The following is a 23,870-nucleotide window of genomic DNA, read 5'->3' as shown; positions in this document are numbered from 1 at the left end:
TGATTTTAATTAGTTGTTAATTGTCCAAGAAACATAGTACATAGACCCAATAAGACCCGTACCGAACGCAGTGTTATATTCTTTACCCGTTAGGTTTGTACCCCCTAATTTGAAAGAAGATTTTATACTTGGAACTTCATAGTTAATTTGCGCATCAACTACATGAAATTCAGGGATTACACCATTTCCAAAAGTAGCTTCCCAGAAATAATCATCGCTAAACCTATAGGACACATTAAACCCGAAATTTTCAAAAAGTTCCTTATTACCAAAAGAAGCTTTGAACTTGTGCTCTGGAGTATTGAAGTTCAGCATTACATCTGGATTGGCTTCACGATCAAAATCCAGTTTTGTAAATGTATAACTACCACCTAAATCAAAATTACCCAACACCTTAACATCAAGACCAATAGATGCTCCATAAGAATTAACATTAGCATCAGTATTGGTGTATGTACTATATGCCTGGAAATCTCCATTAGCTATTGCCGCAACTGAAAGTCCGCCATCACCAACTTCTCCATAGTAAGGAGCAACAACTACCTCTTGAGAGATGAAATCTTGATAGCTGTTATAGTAGGTACTAAAATCAATAACTAATTTATCGACCTTACCTCTATACCCGATTTCAAAAGAAGTTACTTTTTCTGGCTTCACTAAATCTGGATTTGCAACTTCAAGAACCGAAGGGTCACCTGTCTCAGCCAAAGCCGTGGCAGAAGCTGCGGAGTAAGAATTATTATATGCAGCTGCACCAGTTTGTGTAACCGACGAAGGTTGACCTAACAACTGACCTGTTGCACTAACATCAAAATCTCTTGAATATTGCTCTAAATTATCAGGTGCAGAACCAACTAAAATTGCTCTACCGGCATCCAAACCAATAAACAGATCCTGAGTAGTAGGATTTCTAAATCCTGTTTGAGCAGACGCTCTTATATTATGATTTCTGTTCAATGTATAACCTGCAGACAATCTTGGAGAATAAAAACCATCAAAAAACTCAGATTTATCATACCTGATAGACCCCGTTAGTTTTAAACTTTTTTCTCCTGCCATAGGCAAAGTCTTTTGAACCTGTGAATAAATTCCGAATTCTGAATAATCAATAGGTCCGTCTTCCTCTGAATCTGTATAAATAGTACCTAAAGAATTTAAACTATATTCTCTAAAAGAACCACCAACTTGTATTTCCGCCCAATCAATTAAATGACTAAAGTTATAATTAGCGTCAGCATGGTAGTATTTAGATTGATCATAGAATTGTGACCCTACACTTAAATCCGGATCCTTTATTACCCTATTAAATGCAGCTTCGAACTCTGGCGTACCTGGCAATAGTCTACCAGATTCAGCTTGTGCCCTTGCAGCAGCATGTGCCTGCTGATCAGTAGCACCTGCCAATGTTGCCTGTACATATGCACCCGTATATTCACCAAACCATGTATTATCATCTTTCCATGCTCTGTTAATATTAATTCCGGTAAAAACCATATCATAAGAATCACCAGCTTTATCACCAACTACATAACCCCTTACAAAAAAGTTATCATTTTTGATTTCCAATTTATGTTGTTCTTGAAAGAAACCAGCAATATTATATCTATTAGTACCTTGATAAATAGTATTACCTGTACCCACTTTACCTACATAAGAAATTTCTAAACTATTATCTTCAATGGGTCTATAATACAAGCCCCAATCCGCTTTAATACTTTCTGCATTGTAATTGGTAAGATCACTTTCATTATACCCGGTTCTACTAACAATTTCAGAAGGCACCAAAGCATTTGCCCCAGAAGGCAAAACACCTAAGCCCTCAAGCGTAAGTGCAACCTCTTTAATATTGGTAGCAACCTCATCACCATAAACGTTAATACCGTCATAGTTTAGGTTATCACGCGTACCACCAACTGTGTTTCTATCATCTGTATTATTGGCAGCCCAGTCCGTACCTTTTAAGTAACCAAAATTAACCTTAGCCGCAAACTTATCGCTGAACTTATGTGCAGCCCTAATACCAAAATCAGTATAAGAATTATCTCCAGAAGCCTGTTGAGAAGTAATACCTTGTTTAATAGATACACTGATACCTTCATAGTCAAAAGGGCTTTTACTTCGCATAAACAAAATTCCATTAAATGCATTCGCCCCATATAGTGCAGATGATGCCCCAGGCAACAATTCAACACTTAACACATCTGGCTCTATAAGACCAACTAAATTACCAATAGGGAAATTCAATGCAGGTGTAGAGTTGTCCATACCATCTACAAGTTGCATAAAACGTGTATTGGCAAAAGATGCGAAACCCCTGGTGTTAACCGATTTAAATGTTAAACTGTTTGTGTTAACGTCTACACCTTTAAGATTTTCAAGACCACCATAAAAATCGGCAGCCGTGGTATTCTTTATTTCCGAAATACCAATTCTCTCAACGGTTACCGGAGATTCAAAAATACGCTCAGGAGTCCTTGAAGCAGATATGACTACCTCATCCAAAAAGGTTTGAGATTCATTTAAAACAACGGTAATAGTTTGGTTCGCACTAGTAATATCTTCTGTACTACTCGTATAACCAATACTTGATATTTCTATTTTGAAAGGTGGCACTTCTGATGTAGCCAAATTAAAATTACCATCAAAATCTGTTACAGTCCCAATGGTTTTGCCAACAATAACAATATTGGCCCCGGGGATAGGCACGTTGTCCTGGTCAACAACATTACCACTGATATTGGTTTGGGAATACGTAAAGGTTCCCATAATCATCAATGCTAAAAGTAGTATTGCTCTCATTCTTAATTATAGTTTAAAATTAGTTGTGGGTTAAGATACAGATTATTTTATACCAATAATAGTAATTTGAAAAAAATTATGCATGCATAGTATTATTTTAATAATTATATAGCTGTTTTACTAGTAAAAACGCAATTAACTTTTCTTTTGCAATCAACTAAAAATCAACTTAATCTACCAAATTTACTATTTGACTGAACAAAAAAAGGGGTGTGATCGCAATCACACCCCTTTTTTAAATTATTATAATTCTCTTTTATTCCACCGTTACAGATTTGGCAAGGTTTCTTGGTTGATCAACATTACAACCTCTCATTACTGCAATATGATACGAAAGCAATTGCAAAGGTATCGTAGTCAATAATGGTGTTAAGCTCTCTAAAGTTTCTGGCACTTCAATTACATGATCCGCCAACTCTTTTACCTGCTCGTCACCTTCAGTAACAATAGCTATTATTTTACCTTTTCTAGATTTTATTTCCTGGATATTACTAACCACCTTTTCATAGTGACCTTTTTTGGTCGCAATTACAAAAACTGGCATATGCTCATCTATTAAGGCTATTGGACCATGTTTCATTTCAGCTGCTGGATAACCCTCCGCATGAATGTAACTGATTTCCTTTAATTTTAACGCACCTTCTAAAGCCACTGGAAAGTTATATCCCCTTCCTAAATAAAGACAATTAGTTGAGTCTTTATAAACATCGGATATTATTTCGATCAATGTATTTGATTCCAAGGATTTTTCAACCTTTGTAGGAATTGTTTCCAACTCAGTTAAATATTCGTGGTATTTAGACTCCGAAAAAACGCCTTTAGCCTTTGCCAACTTTAGGGCCATGAGTGTCAATACCGTAATTTGAGTGGTAAAAGCCTTGGTAGAAGCAACTCCTATCTCTGGTCCGGCATGAGTATAAGCACCAGCATCTGTCTCTCTTGCGATAGAGGACCCTACTACATTACATACACCGAATACAAAAGCACCACGTTCCTTCGCCAATTTAATGGCCGCTAGGGTATCTGCAGTTTCTCCAGATTGTGAAATTGCAATTAGAACATCCTTATCGGTAATTACCGGATTTCTATACCTAAATTCTGAAGCATATTCCACTTCAACAGGAATTCTTGCTAAATCCTCAAATATATATTCCGCCACTAAACCAGCATGCCAAGAAGTACCACACGCAACTATTATAATTCTATTAGCATTTAAGAATTTTTCCATATTAAGATCAATTCCCGCCATTCTAATCAGACCTTGGTCTGCTAACAAACGCCCTCTGTATGTATCCTTTATAGCTCTTGGCTGCTCATAAATCTCTTTTAGCATAAAGTGATCATAACCACCTTTCTCTATTTCTTCGAGATTCATTTGAAGTTCTAAAATTCTAGGATAGGCAACGGCATCATCCTTAATTTTTCTAAGTTTTATTTCTTTCCCAAGTCTAATAATAGCCATTTCCTCATCTTCAAGATAAACAGCATTATTAGTAAATTCTATAAATGGTGAAGCATCTGAAGCAATAAAAAATTCATCTTCACCAATACCTATTGCTAATGGACTTCCCAATTTAGCTACAACTATTTCGTCTGGTTTTCTTTTATCAAATACAGCAATAGCATATGCTCCCACTACTTGATTAAGTGCTATTTGTACAGCTTTTCCTAATTTAACATCTTCGGTTTTTTTAACCTCCTCTATTAAATTAACAAGTACCTCAGTATCAGTATCCGATTGAAAGGTATACCCACGTTTGGTCAACTCTTGTTTAATAGCCTCATAATTTTCTATGATACCATTATGTATGATGACCAAATCTCCGGAATTGGAATAATGCGGGTGCGAATTTACATCATTAGGAACACCATGTGTTGCCCAACGTGTATGACCTATACCTATTTTTCCAGCTTGAGAAATTTCTTTTGCCTTATTCTTTAAATCTTCTACTTTACCTTTCGTTTTCGAAAGGTTAATTTGACTACCATCATATAATGCAATACCAGCACTATCATAGCCACGATATTCTAATCTCTGAAGTCCTTTTATTATTATAGGAAACGCTTCCCTATGTCCTATGTAACCAACAATTCCGCACATATTAATTTTAATTTGAGTATTTTGAGTTCAAATCCTAAGGCTACAAAATTAAATAATTGCGCCAATAGACTTAAACCATTTAGTGTAGACAACGTAAATTATGTATAAGTGGTATGTCAACATCCAAAATAATGACAAAAATAACTAGAACAACGTATTAATTTGCCTTGGTGTAAATGATTTCTAATTTTAAACGCTTATCAAAATTTGGATCGGTAGTCTCTAAATTACCGCCATACAAAATTGTACCCAAAGGTGTAACCGTAGAAGTAATAGGTAATTCTTCTTCACCATTGGCAACCTTTGCATCAGATATATTCCAATTCTGAATATTGGTTGACAGTGTTAAACCAAGTGTAGCATTTGTTGAATCTCTCACTACCATATCATTGATATGATCGGTAATTTTCACAGAATAAAGCACCCCTTTCCCGTTCGTTTTTTGAATTACTCCATCATAATTTGGGTAAAAACTAAATAAATTTGGAGTACCAGCTACAGCTAAAGCCTGATCACTTGACGTATCAATTAAGGGGAATTTATTTTCGGCATTGTAGAGATAAAGTCTTGGAGGCTCTAAAGTACTACCCACAGCATCTAATTGATCTCTATCAATATAAAAAACCAAATTTGCTTCATTTATCACCCAATTCTCACTTCTAATTTGCTCTAAAATATTTTCACCACCATCCTCTTCAAATAAATTAATTTCAGCATAAGTACCGGGACCTCCTTTTAAATATATTCTTGATGCATTTTCACCGGTATCTAAACTCTCTATTATTTGAGGACCATAATTTTCTGTAATTATGGTGTTTACCGCATTTCCAGAGATAACACCTGTTGATGTATTCTGTGTTAAAAATGAAAAAGTAAAATCTCTTTCTAAAATATTATTTGGGTTATCATCACTTGTATCATCAGTTGTACCATTGGTATCATAGTTTGTATAACTATACGTCATAGTAATATTTGAGCTTCTTAAATCGAACATAAAAAGAACATCATTACCATCACTATCTACAATTGAAAAATGAAGCCCACGAATAAATTCAGTAAAATTTGATTGACTGATCAATTCTGAACTACCCTCCTTATCCAAAATATTCTCCTGAAAAAAATCATTGTCCAATGCTACCCTTATTCCTGGTGGCAACTTTGTAAAAGTTTGTGACTCATCCACATCTTCAGTAGATTCATCATCTTCATTCCGAATTAAAATCTCCTCATCAATAATTTCTACATCCCCCTGGAATAAAGGATCGCCTGTAACAAAATCCGGTGAAAACACCTGATTTGAATAATACTGTTGCGCTTCCTGAAAACTGGCATTTGGATCTAAATCTCTTAAAAAAAAGGTTGAACGCTCTACCTTTAGATTAAATTTTGGCAATGGAGACTTTGCTACATCATCATAATTTACTCCGTTAATATAAATACTATCCAATTCTACCTTTTCCGCAAAATTGTCGGCAAATATAGTGGCGCCATCCGGATCATTAAGACCATCTCGATCAGCATCTACACTTGTGTCATCTAAGGGATCTGTATTCGATGCAGTTTCTATTATATTTGAAACCCCATCACCATCATTATCATTATCACTATTTTCTGGTTCGGCATCATACTCATCGGCAACACCATCTCCATCAGTATCCAATGAATTTGTTAAAAATGGTATATATAAATAAACTTCTTCAACGGTCTCATTTTCCTGAACCGTAGTTATAGCTTCATCTGTAGTACCTGCCCTATCCTCTTTATCTTGGGAAAAACTACCGAAGGAAGGATTCGCCGTGCTAAGAAATATTTGCGATGTTACAGAAGCTTCTGTTCTACCATAAACCGGATCGTTATACGTACCCAATTGATAAACTGCTAATTTATTGGTCTGTACCGCTTCTATATTTTTATTATAAGCAAAAACATCATAAACCTCTATACCCGTAGCAAATGGCTCATTACCAACTACTCCAGAGCCTATAGTAGTTAAATCTTGCTCGCAAGACACCAATAGACCCAATATCAAAAACAATCCCAAAAACTTAGGGAAAGCGGACTTAGCAATAAAATTCATTCAGATTATTTTAAAACTTCGGTGTTATAAAAATTTGCATAAGCCTCTTCAAATTCTTGAACAGGGACATATGGCAACACTGGTTTTTCTTGGTTGGTAATGTGGCTTTCCAATTCATCTGGAATATCTTCCGAAGCTAAAATAACAGCATCGGAGTAATCAACAGCCACCTTTAACAAATTATTATAGGTAGGTTCACCTAATGAAGCAATTTCCTCTTCAGGTATACCATCAAAAGAAATTCTTTTGATCATATCCTTATCCAAGGCACCTTCAAAAGTTTTACCGTATACCGACAATACAATTTTACTGTCAGCAAAAAGTGGCTCATCAGCATAATACTTTTTCAAGTACAACGGCAATAAACTCGCCATCCAACCGTGAACATGTATAATATCTGGTGACCAATTCAATTTTTTCACGGTTTCCATAACACCTTTTGCAAAAAATATTGCACGTTGGTCGTTATCCGGAAATAAGTTTCCTTGTTTATCCGTAAAGGTTGCTTTTCGCTTAAAGTACTCTTCGTTATCAATAAAGTAAACCTGAATTCTTTCTTTTGGAATAGATGCCACTTTAATGATCAATGGCATATCCATATCATTAATGACCAAATTCATTCCAGAAAGTCTAATTACTTCATGTAACTGATGTCTTCTTTCATTGATGTTTCCATATCTAGGCATGAATATTCTAATCTGGCCACCATTGCTGTTGACCATTCTAGGTGCTTCATAAGACATTAAGGAAACTTCGTTTTCGGGTAAGTAAGGAACTAATTCAGAAGATACAAACAATATCTTTTTACCATTCATAAAGGTTATATTTTATTTTTCACTGGAACGTAACCGCAAAATTACAAAAAATATAGAGATTAGCAGTAATTATAGTAAGTTTGCTCGCTAATGCAATTTTCAATGCAGGTAATAAAGACGAAAAAAGTACTTACGGAAAAACTTAATAAACTTGGCAGCAGCCTAAATTTAGGTCTTGTACCTACCATGGGAGCGCTACATCAAGGGCATGCATCTTTAATAAGGAAAGCTGTTGAAGAGAATGATAAAGTCGTAGTCAGTATTTTTGTAAATCCTACACAGTTCAACAATTTAGAAGATTTAAAAAAGTACCCTAAGACTTTAGATGCTGATTTACATTTAATTTCCAAAATATCTGAAGACATCATTGTATTTACGCCGGAAGTCTCTGAAATATATCCTAAAACCGTTGTTCCAAAAATTTACGATTTTGAGGGTTTGGACAAAGTCATGGAAGGGGAATTTAGAGATGATCATTTTAACGGTGTAGGCACCATTGTAGAAGAATTGCTTATTGTAGTACACCCTACTAGGGCGTACTTTGGAGAAAAGGATTTTCAACAACTACGTATTATACAGAAACTTACCGAAATAAGACAAATACCGGTTGAAATAATTGGTTGTGAAATTGTTAGAGAAGATCATGGGTTGGCCATGAGTTCTAGAAACGAAAGGTTAAGCAAAAAAACACGACTAAAAGCAGCATTCATTTACGAAACCTTAAAGGCTGCCAAAATCAAATTTGGCACGGATAATGCACTGAGTATTAAAGAATGGGTAGTTAATGAGTTTAAAAGAACGAATGATTTTGAACTTGAGTATTTTGATATAACCGATGTCGAAACCCTAACACCCATAATTGAAAAAACAAATAATTTAAAATACAGGGCCTTTATTGCCGTTTACGTAGAGAACGTAAGGTTAATAGATAACATAGCCCTAAATTAATTGAAGTTATGCAAGTAGAAGTAGTTAAATCTAAAATACACCGTGTAAAAGTTACCGGTGCCGATCTTAATTATGTTGGCAGTATTACAATTGATGAAGATTTAATGGATGCCGCTAATTTTATTCGTGGTGAAAAGGTTCAGATTGTCAATAACAATAATGGTGAAAGATTAGAGACCTACATTATTCCCGGTCCAAGAAAAAGCGGTGAGATAACCTTAAATGGTGCCGCCGCAAGAAAAGTCGCCGTTGGTGATGTTTTAATTTTAATTTCCTATACTTGGATGGATATTGAAGATGCAAAGAAATTTAACCCTTCTTTAGTTTTCCCTAATGAAGAAAACAACCTATTAACTTAGAAGTTGACCGACACTCTGAAAAAAAATCTTAAAATTATACTCCCAATTGCCATGGGAGTTTTTTTGGTTTGGTACTCTTATAATTCTACTACACCTGAGAATAGAAAGGAAATTCTATTTTATATTAAAGAAGCCAATCCGCTTTATGTATTCCTTTCGGTATTATTGGGCATTCTTGGTCATGTTTCCAGAGCTATCAGATGGAATTACCTTTTAGAACCTTTAGGGTATAAGCCCAAGCTTTTAAACAATATTCTAATAATTCTTACCTCTTATTTTGCCAACCTTGGTATACCCAGAACAGGAGAAATCTTAAGGGCAACCGCATTGACCACTTACGAAAATGTTCCATTTGAAAAAGGCTTTGGCACTATCGTTACAGAAAGGGTTATAGACGTAATAATGCTGCTTTTGGTAGTTACTATAGCATTTTTTCTACAAACAGATATCATTTTAGGACTTCTACAAGAACGCGGTTTTAACGCAACCACCCTAATACTTATGGCATTGCTAGGCGCAGCCCTGTTTTTGCTGTTTATATTTTTCATTAAAAAATCCAATAGTGCCATAGCTAATAAAATTAAAACCTTTGTAAAAGGATTACTTGATGGCGTGTTCAGCATTTTTAAAATGAAAAATAAATGGCTGTTCATTCTGCATACATTTTTTATTTGGGGCTGTTATATCGGCATGCTTTGGATTATTAAATTTACCGTACCAGAAACCATTTCCCTGTCACTAAGTCAACTATTGGTAGCCTTCGTTGCTGGAGCCTTTGCAATGGCAACAACAAACGGTGGTATAGGACTTTATCCAATAGCCGTAAGTAGCGCTTTGGCCATCTTTGGAATAAGTTCTGTATCTGGAGATGCCTTTGGTTGGATCATTTGGATCGCACAGACTTTAATGATAGTTGTTTTTGGTGCAATATCTTTTCTTCTATTACCGTTATTGAACAGAAGCAAGTAAGTTTACTTAGATCTAATCAATTACCCCTTATGCGTTATCTATACTTTTTTTTCGCACTATTATTTGGTTTCACCTCTTATGCACAAGTGACCCAAGAAATTTTTGAATCTTTTAAACTGCAAGAGCGAAGAGATGTACACTACTACTTTCCAGAAAATTTAGATGAAACCAAAAAATACCCTATAATCATTGTACTTGATGGCGAGTACCTTTTTGAACAAGTTGTAGCAACATCCAAATTTTACAGTAGATTTCATGGTATGCCGCAAAGTATTGTTGTAGGTATTGACCAAAGCAAAAACGATCTAAGATATGAAGATTGCGCTTTTGACCCTGAAAACGGACTACCATCCGAAAAAGGCAAAAGCTTCTACGAATTCATAGGCATGGAGCTAATACCCTATCTAGACCTTAACTATAGTACCGCTCCCTTTAAAATGATAGTAGGATATGATATCACCGCAAATTTTATGAATTATTGGTTATTTAAAGATAATTCTATTTTTGACGGTTATGTTAGTATTTCTCCAACACTAGCACCAGAAATGGAAAGCAGGCTACCTATGAGATTAGGTACTTTTGACAATCAGATTTTTTACCAATTGATCGTTGAAGGGGAAGAGAGTAATGACAGGCAAAGAATTTTGGGCATGAACAATGATATAAAAACCATTGACAAAGAGTCTCTACATTATTTCTTTGATGAATACACCAACGCAGATCATATATCTGTAGCTACCTACGGTATAGGGAAAGCATTTGACAATATTTTTGGCATGTTTAAACCCATAAGTCCAAAAGAATACAAAACACAAATTCTTACCAGTGAAGAGCCTGTTTACAATTATCTTGAAAACAAATACCAAGGTATAGTTGATATGTTTGGTTTTAGCAAACCTGTAGAATTAAATGACATCATGGCAATTTATGCCGCTTCTAGAAAAAAAGAAGATTTTGAATCGTTAAAACCATTATCTGATCTTTGTAAAAAAGAATACCCAGAGACTATGCTAGGTTTTTATTTTGAGGCTGAGTATTATGAACAACTGGGCGAACCCAAGAAAGCATTAAGAACATTTGAGAAATCTTTTCAAATGGAAGAAATAGATTTTTTAACTAAAGAAATGGCCCTTGAGAAAATGGATGCACTGAAAGCCGATTTTGGTTTTTAAACAGAATTAATAAACGGCTAGTCCCAAATTAGCCTAACCTACTTAATTATGATTAAAATTGACGCAATGTACTTCGTGTTCTCCGGAGTGCTCTTTACTTACTTTGGATTAAAAGGAGAATTTAATCTGGCGTATAACGGAATTGCCCTTTTCATGGCATGGGCATCATTTTTTCTAGCTTTTAGCGCTTTTAAAAAAGAAAGGTCGAGTAAAAATTGATTCTAAATTTGATTTAAGAATTTACTCATCTCAAACTTCTTGCTACCTTTAGCCACTTTTTAAATACTAAAGATGGCCAAAACAAAAACTGCCTTTTTTTGTCAAAATTGCGGCACCCAATATGCAAAATGGGTAGGGCAATGTTCTGCTTGCAAACAATGGAACACTGTTGTTGAAGAGGTTGTACAAAAAGAAGAAAAATCTAGTTGGAAAACCCCTTCACAAAGCTCAAAAAGAGTTTCAAAACCTCTTTTGGTCAATGAAATTAGTATTGAAAAAGAAGTTCGTTTAAATACTTTTGATCTTGAATTCAATAGAGTTCTTGGTGGCGGATTAGTACCTGGAGCATTGGTGCTCTTAGGTGGGGAACCTGGTGTAGGAAAGAGCACACTACTGCTTCAAATTGCCTTAAAACTACCGTATAAAACGTTATATGTTTCAGGCGAAGAAAGCCAAAAACAAATTAAAATGCGTGCTGACAGAATTCACCCGAACAGTGAAACCTGTTTTATACTTACAGAAACCAAAACTCAAAATATATTTAAGCAAATTGAAGCTACAGAACCAGATATTGTAGTCATTGATTCTATACAAACGCTGCACTCCGATTATATTGAATCTGCTGCTGGAAGCATTTCTCAAATTAGGGAATGCACTGCGGAACTTATAAAATTTGCCAAAGAGACCAATACACCTATCATTTTAATTGGGCATATTACAAAAGACGGTTCTATTGCCGGACCAAAGATTTTAGAGCATATGGTTGATACCGTTCTTCAATTTGAAGGCGACCGTAATTATGTTTACAGAATTCTAAGGTCACTAAAAAATAGATTTGGATCCACAGCCGAACTTGGTATTTACGAAATGCAAGGTAGTGGCCTAAGAGAAGTCAACAATCCGTCAGAGGTTTTAATATCCAAAAATGATGATGGTTTAAGTGGTACTGCCATTGCAGCTACCGTTGAAGGCATGCGGCCACTGCTTATAGAAATTCAAGCTTTGGTAAGTACCGCGGTTTATGGAACACCTCAACGTTCAACTACGGGCTATAATGTTAAAAGACTAAACATGCTCTTGGCCGTTTTAGAAAAACGTGCTGGCTTCAAACTAGGTGCAAAAGATGTTTTCTTAAATATTACCGGTGGCATATCCGTAGACGACCCTGCTATTGATTTGGCAGTTATCGCCGCAATTTTGTCGAGCAATGAAGACATACCTATTGACAAAGGCATTTGTTTTGCTGCAGAAGTTGGGCTTGCAGGTGAAATTAGACCTGTACAAAGAGTTGAACAACGAATTCTTGAAGCAGAAAAACTAGGCTATGAAACAATTATTATTTCAAAAAATAATAAAATAGGTCTTAAATCAACCAAAATAAGAATTCTATTGGCTTCTAAAATTGAAGAAGTTGCCGGTAATTTATTTGGTTAACGTTTATCTCTCATTATTCTAGCCAAGACCATTATTATTATCACAACGGCAACAATAACCACTATTTGCCCAAAGCCGACTTTAAAGAATATTATATTGTTCATATTATGGAGCCGGATTTGGAATTGAACCATGTATGGCTTCTATTTCTTTAAGCACATCATCAGAAAGAGTAACGTCTATACTGCCAATATTTTCTTCTAGCTGCCTTAAATTTGTTGCGCCTATAATTGTACTGGTAACAAATGGTCTTGTATTCACAAAGGCCAATGCCATTTGCGCTAAAGTTAAACCGTTGGCCTGAGCAAGTCCATAATATTTTTTGGTAGCCTCAACAGCCGTATCTCCAATATATCTATTGTACTGGGGAAACAGGCTTAATCTTGACCCTTCCGGCATTCTATCACCCAAATATTTACCACTCAGAGCACCGAAACCCATTGGCGAGTACGCCAATAGTCCAACTTGCTCTCTCATAGCTATTTCCGACATTCCCACTTCAAACAATCTGTTCAACAAACTATAAGGGTTTTGTACCGTTATAGTTCTTGGCAAAGTAACATGTACCTTACTTTCTTCTAAAAAACGCATGGTTCCCCATGGCGTTTCATTTGACAAACCTACGTGCTTGATTTTTCCCTCACGAATTAAATCGCGCATAGTCTCCAAAACCTGATGAATATTATCTTCCCAATGGTCAGAAATATCATGTTTGTACCCCCTTTGCCCAAAGTAATTGGTATTTCTATCGGGCCAATGTAATTGATATAGGTCAATATAATCTGTTTGCAATCTAGTTAAACTACCTTCAACAGCTTCAATTATGGCATCTCTGGTAAATCCTGTAGTACGAATGAACTTTGTCATTTCTGCTTTTCCGGCAATTTTAGACGCAAGTACAATGTCTTCTCTGTTACCATTTTTTTTGAACCAATTACCTATGACCCTCTCGGTATCGGCATATCTATCTTTATGTGCAGGTACGGGATACAACTCTGCAGTATCCAAAAAATTAATTCCCTTATCCAGTGCATAATTTATTTGCTCATGACCTTCTTCTTCGGTATTCTGGTTTCCCCAGGTCATTGTACCTAAACAAATTTTACTTACTTCAATTTCAGTGTGCGGTAATTTGGTATAGATCATCCAACTCTTTTAATTGCTTTCGAGAATTACAAAACTACTAAATATATTAAGGGTGAACGCATCTATATGATCAACTATCTAACTCAATTAAAATTGGACAGTGATCACTATGTTTGGCTTCTGATAATATAACGGACCTCAACAACCTTTCTTTCAATGTAGAAGCCACCATGGCATAGTCTAAACGCCAACCTTTATTGTTGTTTCTGGCATTTGCCCTATAACTCCACCATGTATAATTATCTGGCTCAGAATTAAACTCCCTGAAACTATCTACAAAACCACTGTCTATAAAATCCCCTATCCATTCTCTCTCAACTGGTAAAAAACCAGAAACATTTTTAAGTCCTACAGGGTTATGTATATCCCTAGCTTCATGACATATATTATAATCTCCCAATACAATAAGATTAGGATTGGTTTTTTTAAGTCCATCAACATATTGTCTAAAATCTGCCATATACATCAACTTGTGCTCCAATCTTTCAATGTTGGTACCAGAAGGTAAATACATGCTCATAATTGATACTTCACCAAAATCCGCTCTAATATTTCTACCCTCAAAATCCATATACTCTATACCGGTACCAAATACTACAGCATCTGGTTTAGTTTTCGAAAGAATTGCCACTCCGCTATACCCTTTTTTTTGTGCACTATACCAATAATTGTATTTATACCCCGCTTCTTCAAACAATGTAAGATCCAACTGCTCTTCATTTGCCTTTATTTCCTGCAGACAAACAACATCAGGCGAAACTGCAACCAACCAATCCAAAAAACCTTTTCTTATTGCCGCCCTAATACCATTTACATTGTAGGATATGATTTTCATGTATCTAAATTTTGACCTAAAAATAAAAAAGAGTTGTAGATTAAAGGTGTATACTTTCTTTTAAAATCATAATTTCACATTTTAAAAGTATCCTTACAAGTCTGTTTTATATTATAATCATCTATTCATGAACAAGTTCATTTTTACAACCCTTCTAATATTTGCAACTACATCTTCTTTTGCACAAGCATATTATAATGACGATAATAGCCATGAGGTTAAACTGAATATTGGTCAGTTTTTAATTACTACTACGGTCGAACTTGGCTATGAATATTATATTAATGAAGATACCAGTATAGGAGGAACAATATATTTTGATGGAAAATCAACTGATTACAATGGTAACTTTGGTATAGGACCCAACTTAAGAGCTTATTTTGGTTTTGAACCAAAAAGTGGCCTCTTTGCAGAGGTCTTTGGTTTATATTACACTGGAGATGACGATGTAGACACTCAAAATATAGGCACAAGAAATTATGACTATTCTACCATTGCACTTGGTCTGGGTGGTGGTTATAAATGGGCTACTAGAAGTCAAAAATTTACCATTGAATTAAACGGAGGTTTGGGCAGAAATATTAACCCAGAAGATTTTCAAGATGACTTTATGTTTAGAGCAGGATTATCTTTAGGTTTTAGGTTTTAATGGGTACTTTTGAGTTTTAATCTTTTTATGAAAAAAACTCTCTTTAGCCTACTATTTATTCTTATAACCCCCTCAGTTCTTTTAGCGCAGGTAACAACAGAAAATGATAGTATTACCCGTTTAAACGAAGTTATTGTAATTGACACCCTAACAGCTAAAAATGCTATTGGCATTGTGCCATCTCAAATTATAGGGGAAACTACATTTTCCAATTACAGCCCTGTTGACTTTATAAGTTCTTTAAATCAAGTGTCCGGCCTATATGCCCTCTCAGGCGCTTTAAACACCAATAGAATCACCATAAGGGGAGTTGGATCCAGAACCTTATACGGCACAGATAAATTAAGATTATACTACAACAATATCCCGATTACAAATGGTACGGGATCTTCTACAATAGAAGCTTTTGATTTAGAAAACCTGACCTCTGTTGAAGTTATTAAAGGACCTAAAGGAACGGGATTTGGAACCAACCTCGGTGGCGCAATAATATTGAACACTAAACAATTAAGTGACCAACCTACAAAGTTTACAAACAATACAACTATTGGTTCTTACGGACTTTTTAAAAACAGCTTAGGATTTACCCATGCAGAAGATAATTTCTATATGACATTTCAATACGGACATATGGAAGTTGATGGATATCGTGAAAATAACAGATTTGAACGTGACGGATATTTATTAAACACCATCTTTAAACTTTCTAAAAAGAGTGAACTGGGATTATTAGTTAACCATATAGATTATTCTGCCCAAATAGCAAGCTCTATAAGTCAAGAAGATTTTAACGAAGACCCTACCCAAGCTGCATTTACATGGAGAGCATCACAAGGTTATGAAGACAACAATTATAGTCTAATAGGGTTATCGCATACTTACTACGCTAGCCCTAACCTTAAGAATACAACCAGTTTATTTTACACTTACTTGGATCATTACGAACCTGCACCCTTCAATATTTTAGACGAATTCACCAACGGTTATGGTGTTAGGACATTATTTTCTGGGAACTTGGACATATCTAAAAACGCTCTGTTTTACACTTTAGGTGGTGAGCTTTACAAAGACGAATACAATTGGCAAACTTTTCAAAATCTATATCAAGAAAATGAAGGCAATGGAAGCCTTCAAGGAGATCAACAATCAAAAAATAAAGAATTCAGAAACCAAATAAACATTTTCGCAACTGCCTCTTATTCAATTACACCCAAACTTACCACACAGTTAGGGCTGAATATCAACAAAACCCAATATGATTTTAGGGACTTGTTCAATACAGGGGAGCTAAATACCAGTGCAAATAGAAACTTTAAAGCCCTGTTGCTACCAAGTATAGATGTTAACTACGCATTTACACCTACCTACCAATTATATGGTAACATTAGTCGCGGATTTTCCAATCCTAGTTTAGAAGAAACGTTAACACCTGATGGAATAATCAATCCGGACATTGTACAAGAAACCGGCACAAACTATGAATTAGGCATAGAACACAAGAGTGAAGATGACAGGAATAGATTTGAAATTGCCTTTTATTTAATGCCGATAAACAATTTATTAGTAGCCAAACGTGTAGGCGACAATCAATATATTGGTAGAAATGCCGGGAAAACCAAACATCAAGGAATTGATCTTGACTGGAGTTACAGATTTAATGTTACCAATAAAATTACCATATCGCCATTTATCAGCTACACTTACAGCAATCATAAATTCTTAGTCTTTATAGATGAAGAAGCAAATGAAGATTATTCAGACAATGCATTAACAGGTGTACCAAAAAACAAAATAAATTCAGGGATACAAACCAATTTTGGAAATGGACTATTCTTTAATATTACGCATCAATATGTAGATGAAATTCCTTTGACGGACGCAAATACCTTGTATAGCGATTCTTTTAACTTATTGAACCTAAAAGTAGGATACAAAAATCAAATATCAGAACAACTGAGAATAGGTTTAGATTTTGGCATCAATAATTTAACCGATACTAAATACGCACAATCAGTATTGATAAATGCTAATGGATTTGGAGGAAATGCCCCAAGGTATTTCTACCCTGGGAACAATATCAATTACTATGGCGGTTTAAAATTAAACTACACCTTATAGACTATTCCATCTTTTTTAACCAGGTTTTCATGTCTACAGCATCATGAATAATACCGTTCAATGAAGATATGGCAACACGCTCTTGTTCCATAGAATCTCTATGCCTAATGGTAACCGTTTGATCTTCTAAAGTTTGATGATCTACTGTTATACAAAATGGAGTACCATTTGCATCTTGTCTTCTATAACGTCTACCTACCGCGTCTTTTTCATCATAGGTTACATTAAAGTCCCATTTAAGGTCATCCACAATTTTTTGTGCTACTTCTGGCAAACCATCTTTTTTGACCAATGGTAAAATTGCAGCTTTAACAGGTGCCAAAACAGCAGGTAATTTAAGAACAGTTCTAGTAGTATTATTTTCTAATTCTTCTTCCTGTAATGAATTTGAAAATACAGCCAAGAACATTCTGTCAAGACCAATAGAAGTTTCTAACACATAAGGAACGTAATTTTTATTAACCTCATGATCAAAGTACTGCAATTTCTTGCCTGAGAATTTCTCATGACTGCCTAAATCAAAATCTGTTCTAGAGTGTATACCCTCAAGCTCTTTAAATCCGAAAGGAAAACGGAACTCTATATCTGAAGCTGCATCTGCATAATGAGCCAATTTCTCATGATCATGAAAACGGTAATTATCTTGCCCCATACCAAGAGATAAATGCCATTTCATTCTTTTTTCTTTCCAAGTTTCATACCATTCTTTCTGAGTGCCTGGCTGAATGAAAAATTGCATTTCCATCTGTTCAAATTCACGCATTCTAAAAATGAATTGTCTTGCGACTATTTCATTTCTAAACGCTTTACCGGTCTGAGCAATACCAAAAGGCAATTTCATACGACCCGATTTTTGAACATTCAAGAAATTAACAAAGATACCTTGGGCAGTTTCCGGTCTAAGAAATAGATCCATTGCACTTTCTGCATTGGCTCCTAACTTTGTGCCGAACATTAAATTGAATTGCTTTACATCTGTCCAGTTCTTTGACCCAGACATTGGACAAGCAATATCCAATTCTTCAATAAGAGCTTTAACATCGGCTAAATCTTCGTTCTGCAAAGACCTACCCAATCTACTTAGAATTGTTTTTCCTTGCTCTTGATAGTCAACAACGCGCTGATTAGTCTTTAAAAATTGATCTTTATCAAAAGATTCTCCAAAACGTTTTTCTGCTTTTTTGACTTCTTTTTCAATTTTGGCATCAATTTTAGCTACATAATCCTCAACTAAAACATCTGCTCTATATCTCTTTTTAGAATCTTTATTATCTATCAATGGATCATTAAAGGCATCTATATGTCCAGATGCTTTCCAAGTTAACGGATGCATAAAAATCGCAGCATCTAGCCCAACTATATTGTCATTGAGCTGTACCATGGCTTTCCACCAATAGTCACGTATATTTTTCTTAAGCTCTACACCGTTTTGACCATAATCGTAAACAGCGCTTAAACCATCATAAATTTCACTAGATTGGAATACATAACCATATTCCTTTGCGTGAGATATTACACGCTTAAAATCATCTTCTTGCTTTGCCATTCTGTAAAAATAGAATATTACCTAAAAAAAAAATAGTTATTTCAATTGAAATTCTGAAGAAGTGATCAATCGTTCATCCTCGAAGACATTTAAGGTATAATTACCCTCCATTAAAGAGCCTTCGGGTATGGTTATAGATTCACATAACGCCTGGTCTATACCTTGAAAAACAAACTCTACCCTCTTACTATATACATTACCGTTTACTGTAATTGTATTGGCATTGTCTTCTATGATCTGTTTATTAGGATCTAAAAATTGTAAATAGATAATTTTTTCATTTCCAGCTTCGCTTTCATCTGCCAATACAGTAACACAACCTCTTAATTTTTCTATGATCGAAGCCTTGTTTGTTTTAGTTGGCCTTGTACCTCTTATCAATCTAAAACCACTACCTTCAGCATTTGCCATTTTTAGGTAACTTTTGGTTTTTAATTTTTGATTCAGCTCCAATATCTTTCTTCTCTGCAAAGCTTCTGCCTCTGCCAATGAATTACTGTTCGCCCTTAAGTTTTCAATTTGCTTGCGAGACTCATCATATTTATCTGTAAGCAACATGTTATTGTAACGAAGAAAATTGTTCTTTAAAATTAAACTATCATTCTTAGATTCTAGTCTACGTAGCTCTGTTTTGAATTCTCTTAATCTTTGCACCGTAAAATTTAATCTTCCCACAGAATCCAAAAGTTCTTGAACCTTGAATTTAGAGTCTTGCAACTCTATTTCATTCATTTCGCTCTTTGCGGACAAACGATCCACATCTGCTTTCATAATGGTAAGATCTCTTACCAAAATTGCTTTTTCCTGCTCTAAAAAGTCTATTTGGGCGTTAGACTGGGCGTAACTATAGTAGAATGCAATTAACAATGCTATAATTACGGCAGCAAATGCAGCAAGCATTATTTTATAATTGAATTTGTTATCTTGAGTGTCCATTTAAAAAGTGGGCTGTAGGTTAAGTAATCTGTAAGGTTTGATGCAAAACAGAATTTCAAATATACTAAAGGATGTTACCAACATACTGTTACCCATATCATGTTTTGGATGTAATGCACGATTATATAGAGGAGAGGTTCTTCTCTGTACATCTTGCCGACATCAATTACCGCTTACCGAGTATACTTTTAACGAAGAAAATGCCGTTGACCGTATTTTTTATGGACGAATTAACATAAAAAAAGCAAATTCATTCTTATTCTTTACCGAAATTGGAATTGTTAAAAACCTAATACATCTATTGAAATACAAAAACCAAGAGGGTATTGGCAGATTTTTAGGTGATTGGCATGGCCAAATCTTAAAAGAACAAGGAGATTTATTACAAATAGATTATGTAATTCCGGTACCGTTGCACCGTAAAAAATTAAAAAAACGGGGTTATAATCAAGTAGCACTTTTTGCCAAACAAATTGCTACTCATATTGGCGCTGATTATACCGACGACATGCTGATAAAAACGGCAAATACTAAAACACAGACAAAGAAAAACAGATTAAGCAGATGGTATGACAACAGATCTTTATACGAGATAAAAAATCATGAGCTTTTAATCAATAAAAATATATTATTGGTTGACGATGTAATTACAACTGGCGCAACCATGGAAATTTGTGCCAATACGTTTAGAGATATAGAAGGAGTAAATATTTATGTCACAAGTATGGCAGTTGTTCCTTAGAACTAGTTTTCTATAAAATATGTTGTTTCTTTGCGGTCGATAAATACACTAATGAGCAGAAAAATTTTAGGTTTCATATTTGTTTTCATCATCATATTGGTGTCCTACCAATGTGCGCAACGCGGAAACCCTACCGGAGGACCAAAAGATATTACAGCCCCTGAACTTACTAGAGCAGAACCGCCTAACATGACCACCAATTTCAAGGGTCAAAAAATTAGACTTTATTTTAATGAATTGGTGAAGTTGAAAGATATTCAAAAACAACTTATTATATCGCCTCCGTTAAAAAACTCACCAGTACTCTCCCCTATAGGTAATGCGAATAAATATGTAGAAATTACCATAAAAGATACCCTTGCCCCAAATACCACCTATACGTTAAATTTTGGTCAAGGTATTGTGGACAATAACGAAGAAAACCCTAAATCTTTTTTTACCTATGTTTTCTCAACTGGTGACTACATTGATTCATTAGAGCTTAAAGGAGTAGTAAAAGACGCTTTCAACAAAAAACCTGATGACTTTATTAGCGTAATGCTATACAAAATTGACACTAGTTATACTGACTCTACCATTTATAAGAGACCTCCAAACTACATTACCAATACACTTGATAGCGCTATTATTTTTAAGCTCAATAATTTAAAGGAAGGAAAGTATGCCTTATTTGGAGTAAAAGATGCTGCCAACAACAATCTATTTGATCAAAAAACAGATAAAATAGCGTTTGTAAAGGATACGATCAATTTACCTACAGATTCTATTTATTTACTAACGTTATTTAAGGAAATACCTGATTATAGTGTTGCAGTACCTACAATGGAAGCAAGTAATAAAATTAGTTTCGGGTATTATGGTGAAGGCTCTGATATTAGCATTAACACTTTAACGGAAATACCAGATACCGTTAAGACCATAATAACCAAAGAAAGGGATAAAGACACTTTAAATTTTTGGTTTACTCCTTACGAGATGGACTCCCTAATTTTTACTTTAACAAATGAAAAATTAAAGGTTAGAGACACTTTTAAAGTAAAGAGTAGAAAAGTAGCATTCGATTCTTTGAAAATTTCCATGAGCCAGAATGGTAATATAGAATTTGACAAACCTATTAACCTTTTAAGCAATACGCCATTAATACGTTTTGATAGTACCAAAATAAAATTAATGGATAAAGACTCCATTGAAATTGGCGTTAATGTAAAACTGGACTCAATAAGAAATTTGTTGAACTTTGATTTTAAAATTGATCCAGATCAAAACTATAGAATGGAATTGATACCCGGGGCAGTTACAGATTTCTTTGAAACCACAAATGACTCTGTCGCATTTTCATTTAAAACAAAGAGTCTTGCCGATTATGGCAATCTAACCCTTAATTTAAACGGTAATTCAATTGTTTACCCCATAATTGTGCAGCTTACCAATGAAAAGGGCGAATTACAGCGAGAGATTTATGCTACAGAACCACAAGTTTATACTTTTGACAACTTAAACCCTGGCAAATATCAAGCCCGTGTTATTTTCGATTTAAACGGTAATGGCAAATGGGATACGGGAAATCTATTGAAAAAAATACAGCCAGAAAAAATTAGTTATTACCCTGCATTAATTGAGCTAAGGGCTAATTGGGAGAAAATTGAGACTTTTAATTTAATAGACTAAACTCATCTCTATCATCTAAAAACCTTAGCTTATTCTTGATCCTATCAACTTTGGATTTTTCAACTTTTACTATTTTGATTTCCTCTTCTTTAGTAAAAACTTGAAGTTCACCTAATGGATCATAAATACTAGAGTGACCAGGGTATTGGTGCCCCAAACTATCAGTACCAATACGGTTAACTCCTATACAATACACCATATTCTCTATAGCTCTTGCTTTTAATAGAGCATCCCAAGCTGCAATTCGTTTACCCGGCCAATTTGCCGTATACAATAGCATATCAAAGTTTTGGGTATTTCTGCTCCAAACAGGAAAACGAAGATCATAACATATTAATGGACAAATGGAAAAACCCTTATACTCAACAATCAACCTTTCGGTACCCGCTGAATATTTTTCATTTTCACCAGCCAATGTAAACGTGTGCCTTTTGTCATAAGACTCAAAATTACCCTCTGGTTTTACAAAGAAAAGCCTGTTGTAATAGCTGCCATCTTCCTCAAAAACAATACTTCCTACAATGGCGCTATTTTTAATTGATGCCATTTCTTGCATCCAACGCACTGTTATTGAACCTTCTTCTTTTCTAATATTACCCGGAGACATGGTAAAGCCCGTTGAAAACATTTCTGGGAGGACTATAAGATCTACTTGCTCGGTAATTTGTTCTAATTTATCACTGAACATTTGTCTATTTGCAGCAGGATTTTCCCAATGTAGCAATGATTGAATCAATGCGATTTTCAAACTATCTTTTTTATCCTCCATAAATTATTCCAGCATATCAACAAAGGCGGTCAATCCTTGTGTTTTAGCATGATCTAATGCAGTATTACCTCTATTGTCCTTAATTGTTTTATCAGCTCCATTGGCTATTAACAGTTTTGCAATCTCTAACCTATTAAATTGTGCAGCGTAAATAAGACATGTTGCGCCCATTGCATTGCGTCCATTCAATTCTGCTTTCTTTTCAATTAATAATTTTGCAATATCCGTAAAACCTTTAAAACAAACACCCATTAATGCCGTATTACCAGAAGCATCTACAGCATCTATTTTCGCTCCCTTTTCCAATAGCAACTTAGCTATCTCCATTTCATCATAATAGGTAGCCAAAATTAAAGGCGTAGAACCTCTTGTATCTTTACTATTTACTAGCACCGGGTTTTTATCCAACATTGACCTCACCTCATTAATACTTCCTTCCCTTATGGCCTTAAAAAAAAACTCGTTCATAACTTTTAATTTTTTTCAATTCATTAAAACAATAGTTCATCAAAATTTGATGTAATTTCTTACCGAACAACTATTTTTTCCTACTTTAATGGAAATACGT

The 23,870-nt window shown here is 34.9% G+C and carries 20 protein-coding genes; 10 read left to right on the top strand and 10 right to left on the bottom strand.

All coding sequences use genetic code 11. The features are described 5' to 3' along the window. Positions 1–9: 9 nt before the first annotated feature. The 4 genes from CSC80_RS07845 to CSC80_RS07830 form a co-directional block, all read right to left on the bottom strand. On the bottom strand, positions 10–2,799 hold the full coding sequence (locus CSC80_RS07845; RefSeq protein ID WP_074670387.1) for a TonB-dependent receptor: 2,790 nt from the start codon (positions 2,797–2,799) through the stop codon (positions 10–12). Positions 2,800–3,055: 256 nt separating this feature from the next. Then, positions 3,056–4,900: a glutamine--fructose-6-phosphate transaminase (isomerizing) gene (gene glmS / locus CSC80_RS07840; RefSeq protein ID WP_074670389.1), complete on the bottom strand. Its 1,845-nt coding sequence runs from the start codon at positions 4,898–4,900 to the stop codon at positions 3,056–3,058. Positions 4,901–5,057: 157 nt separating this feature from the next. Continuing rightward, positions 5,058–6,977 (bottom strand): DUF4270 domain-containing protein, encoded by a 1,920-nt coding sequence (locus CSC80_RS07835; protein ID WP_099190874.1) that lies wholly within the window; start codon positions 6,975–6,977, stop codon positions 5,058–5,060. 5 nt (positions 6,978–6,982) lie between these two features. Then, on the bottom strand, positions 6,983–7,792 hold the full coding sequence (locus CSC80_RS07830) for a glycogen/starch synthase (RefSeq protein WP_058104846.1): 810 nt from the start codon (positions 7,790–7,792) through the stop codon (positions 6,983–6,985). A 102-nt stretch (positions 7,793–7,894) separates the two neighbouring features. On the opposite strand from CSC80_RS07830, the gene panC reads away from it, so the two are divergent. The 6 genes from panC (at position 7,895) to radA (ending at position 12,893) form a co-directional block, all read left to right on the top strand. Then, on the top strand, positions 7,895–8,740 hold the full coding sequence (gene panC, locus CSC80_RS07825; RefSeq protein ID WP_099190872.1) for a pantoate--beta-alanine ligase: 846 nt from the start codon (positions 7,895–7,897) through the stop codon (positions 8,738–8,740). Between the two features lie 8 nt (positions 8,741–8,748). Continuing rightward, a complete protein-coding gene (panD, locus tag CSC80_RS07820; RefSeq protein WP_058104844.1) occupies positions 8,749–9,099 on the top strand; it encodes an aspartate 1-decarboxylase in 351 nt (116 codons plus the stop codon). A 3-nt stretch (positions 9,100–9,102) separates the two neighbouring features. Continuing rightward, positions 9,103–10,068, top strand: coding sequence for a lysylphosphatidylglycerol synthase transmembrane domain-containing protein (locus CSC80_RS07815; RefSeq protein ID WP_099190870.1), 966 nt, complete (start codon positions 9,103–9,105; stop codon positions 10,066–10,068). 29 nt (positions 10,069–10,097) lie between these two features. Then, on the top strand, positions 10,098–11,240 hold the full coding sequence (locus tag CSC80_RS07810) for an alpha/beta hydrolase-fold protein (RefSeq protein ID WP_099190868.1): 1,143 nt from the start codon (positions 10,098–10,100) through the stop codon (positions 11,238–11,240). 48 nt (positions 11,241–11,288) lie between these two features. Beyond that, complete coding sequence (locus tag CSC80_RS19450; RefSeq protein WP_157490896.1) at positions 11,289–11,459, top strand: hypothetical protein; 171 nt, start codon at positions 11,289–11,291, stop codon at positions 11,457–11,459. Positions 11,460–11,531: 72 nt separating this feature from the next. Next, positions 11,532–12,893 (top strand): DNA repair protein RadA, encoded by a 1,362-nt coding sequence (gene radA, locus CSC80_RS07805; protein ID WP_099190866.1) that lies wholly within the window; start codon positions 11,532–11,534, stop codon positions 12,891–12,893. A 105-nt stretch (positions 12,894–12,998) separates the two neighbouring features. On the opposite strand, the gene CSC80_RS07800 is transcribed toward radA, so the two are convergent. Both CSC80_RS07800 and CSC80_RS07795 read right to left on the bottom strand, forming a co-directional pair. Beyond that, entirely contained in the window at positions 12,999–14,039 is a 1,041-nt protein-coding gene (locus CSC80_RS07800) for an aldo/keto reductase (RefSeq protein ID WP_099190864.1), read from the bottom strand. Positions 14,040–14,109: 70 nt separating this feature from the next. Next, a complete protein-coding gene (locus CSC80_RS07795) occupies positions 14,110–14,874 on the bottom strand; it encodes an exodeoxyribonuclease III (RefSeq protein ID WP_099190862.1) in 765 nt (254 codons plus the stop codon). Positions 14,875–15,001: 127 nt separating this feature from the next. Here CSC80_RS07795 and CSC80_RS07790 point away from each other — a divergent pair, with 127 nt between their 5' ends. Continuing rightward, positions 15,002–15,523, top strand: a complete 522-nt coding sequence (locus CSC80_RS07790) for a DUF3575 domain-containing protein (protein ID WP_058104838.1) — start codon at positions 15,002–15,004, stop codon at positions 15,521–15,523. A gap of 27 nt (positions 15,524–15,550) precedes the next feature. Next, complete coding sequence (locus tag CSC80_RS07785) at positions 15,551–17,641, top strand: TonB-dependent receptor (RefSeq protein WP_099190860.1); 2,091 nt, start codon at positions 15,551–15,553, stop codon at positions 17,639–17,641. 1 nt (position 17,642) lies between these two features. Here the strand turns inward: CSC80_RS07785 and CSC80_RS07780 are convergent, their stop codons facing one another. Further along, on the bottom strand, positions 17,643–19,187 hold the full coding sequence (locus CSC80_RS07780) for a glycine--tRNA ligase (RefSeq protein WP_074670407.1): 1,545 nt from the start codon (positions 19,185–19,187) through the stop codon (positions 17,643–17,645). Between the two features lie 36 nt (positions 19,188–19,223). Then, the gene (locus CSC80_RS07775) at positions 19,224–20,123 is read right to left on the bottom strand and encodes a hypothetical protein (protein WP_058104835.1); all 900 of its coding nucleotides are present in this window, start codon (positions 20,121–20,123) and stop codon (positions 19,224–19,226) included. A 40-nt stretch (positions 20,124–20,163) separates the two neighbouring features. On the opposite strand from CSC80_RS07775, the gene CSC80_RS07770 reads away from it, so the two are divergent. Both CSC80_RS07770 and CSC80_RS07765 read left to right on the top strand, forming a co-directional pair. Then, positions 20,164–20,865 (top strand): ComF family protein, encoded by a 702-nt coding sequence (locus tag CSC80_RS07770; protein WP_099190858.1) that lies wholly within the window; start codon positions 20,164–20,166, stop codon positions 20,863–20,865. Between the two features lie 51 nt (positions 20,866–20,916). Further along, positions 20,917–22,533 (top strand): Ig-like domain-containing protein, encoded by a 1,617-nt coding sequence (locus CSC80_RS07765; RefSeq protein WP_099190856.1) that lies wholly within the window; start codon positions 20,917–20,919, stop codon positions 22,531–22,533. Here CSC80_RS07765 and CSC80_RS07760 read toward each other — a convergent pair. Together CSC80_RS07760 and CSC80_RS07755 are read right to left on the bottom strand one after the other, a co-directional pair. Next, on the bottom strand, positions 22,517–23,302 hold the full coding sequence (locus CSC80_RS07760) for an amidohydrolase (RefSeq protein WP_099190854.1): 786 nt from the start codon (positions 23,300–23,302) through the stop codon (positions 22,517–22,519). The genes CSC80_RS07765 and CSC80_RS07760 overlap by 17 nt on opposite strands. Before the next feature lie 3 nt (positions 23,303–23,305). After that, complete coding sequence (locus CSC80_RS07755) at positions 23,306–23,770, bottom strand: ankyrin repeat domain-containing protein (protein WP_071340584.1); 465 nt, start codon at positions 23,768–23,770, stop codon at positions 23,306–23,308. Positions 23,771–23,870 lie beyond the last annotated feature (100 nt).

The sequence above is a fragment of the Maribacter sp. 6B07 genome (genome assembly GCF_002700155.1).
Taxonomy (GTDB): domain Bacteria; phylum Bacteroidota; class Bacteroidia; order Flavobacteriales; family Flavobacteriaceae; genus Maribacter; species Maribacter dokdonensis.
The sequence above is the reverse complement of the archived record's forward strand: the minus strand, read 5'-3'. Positions and strand labels throughout refer to the sequence as shown.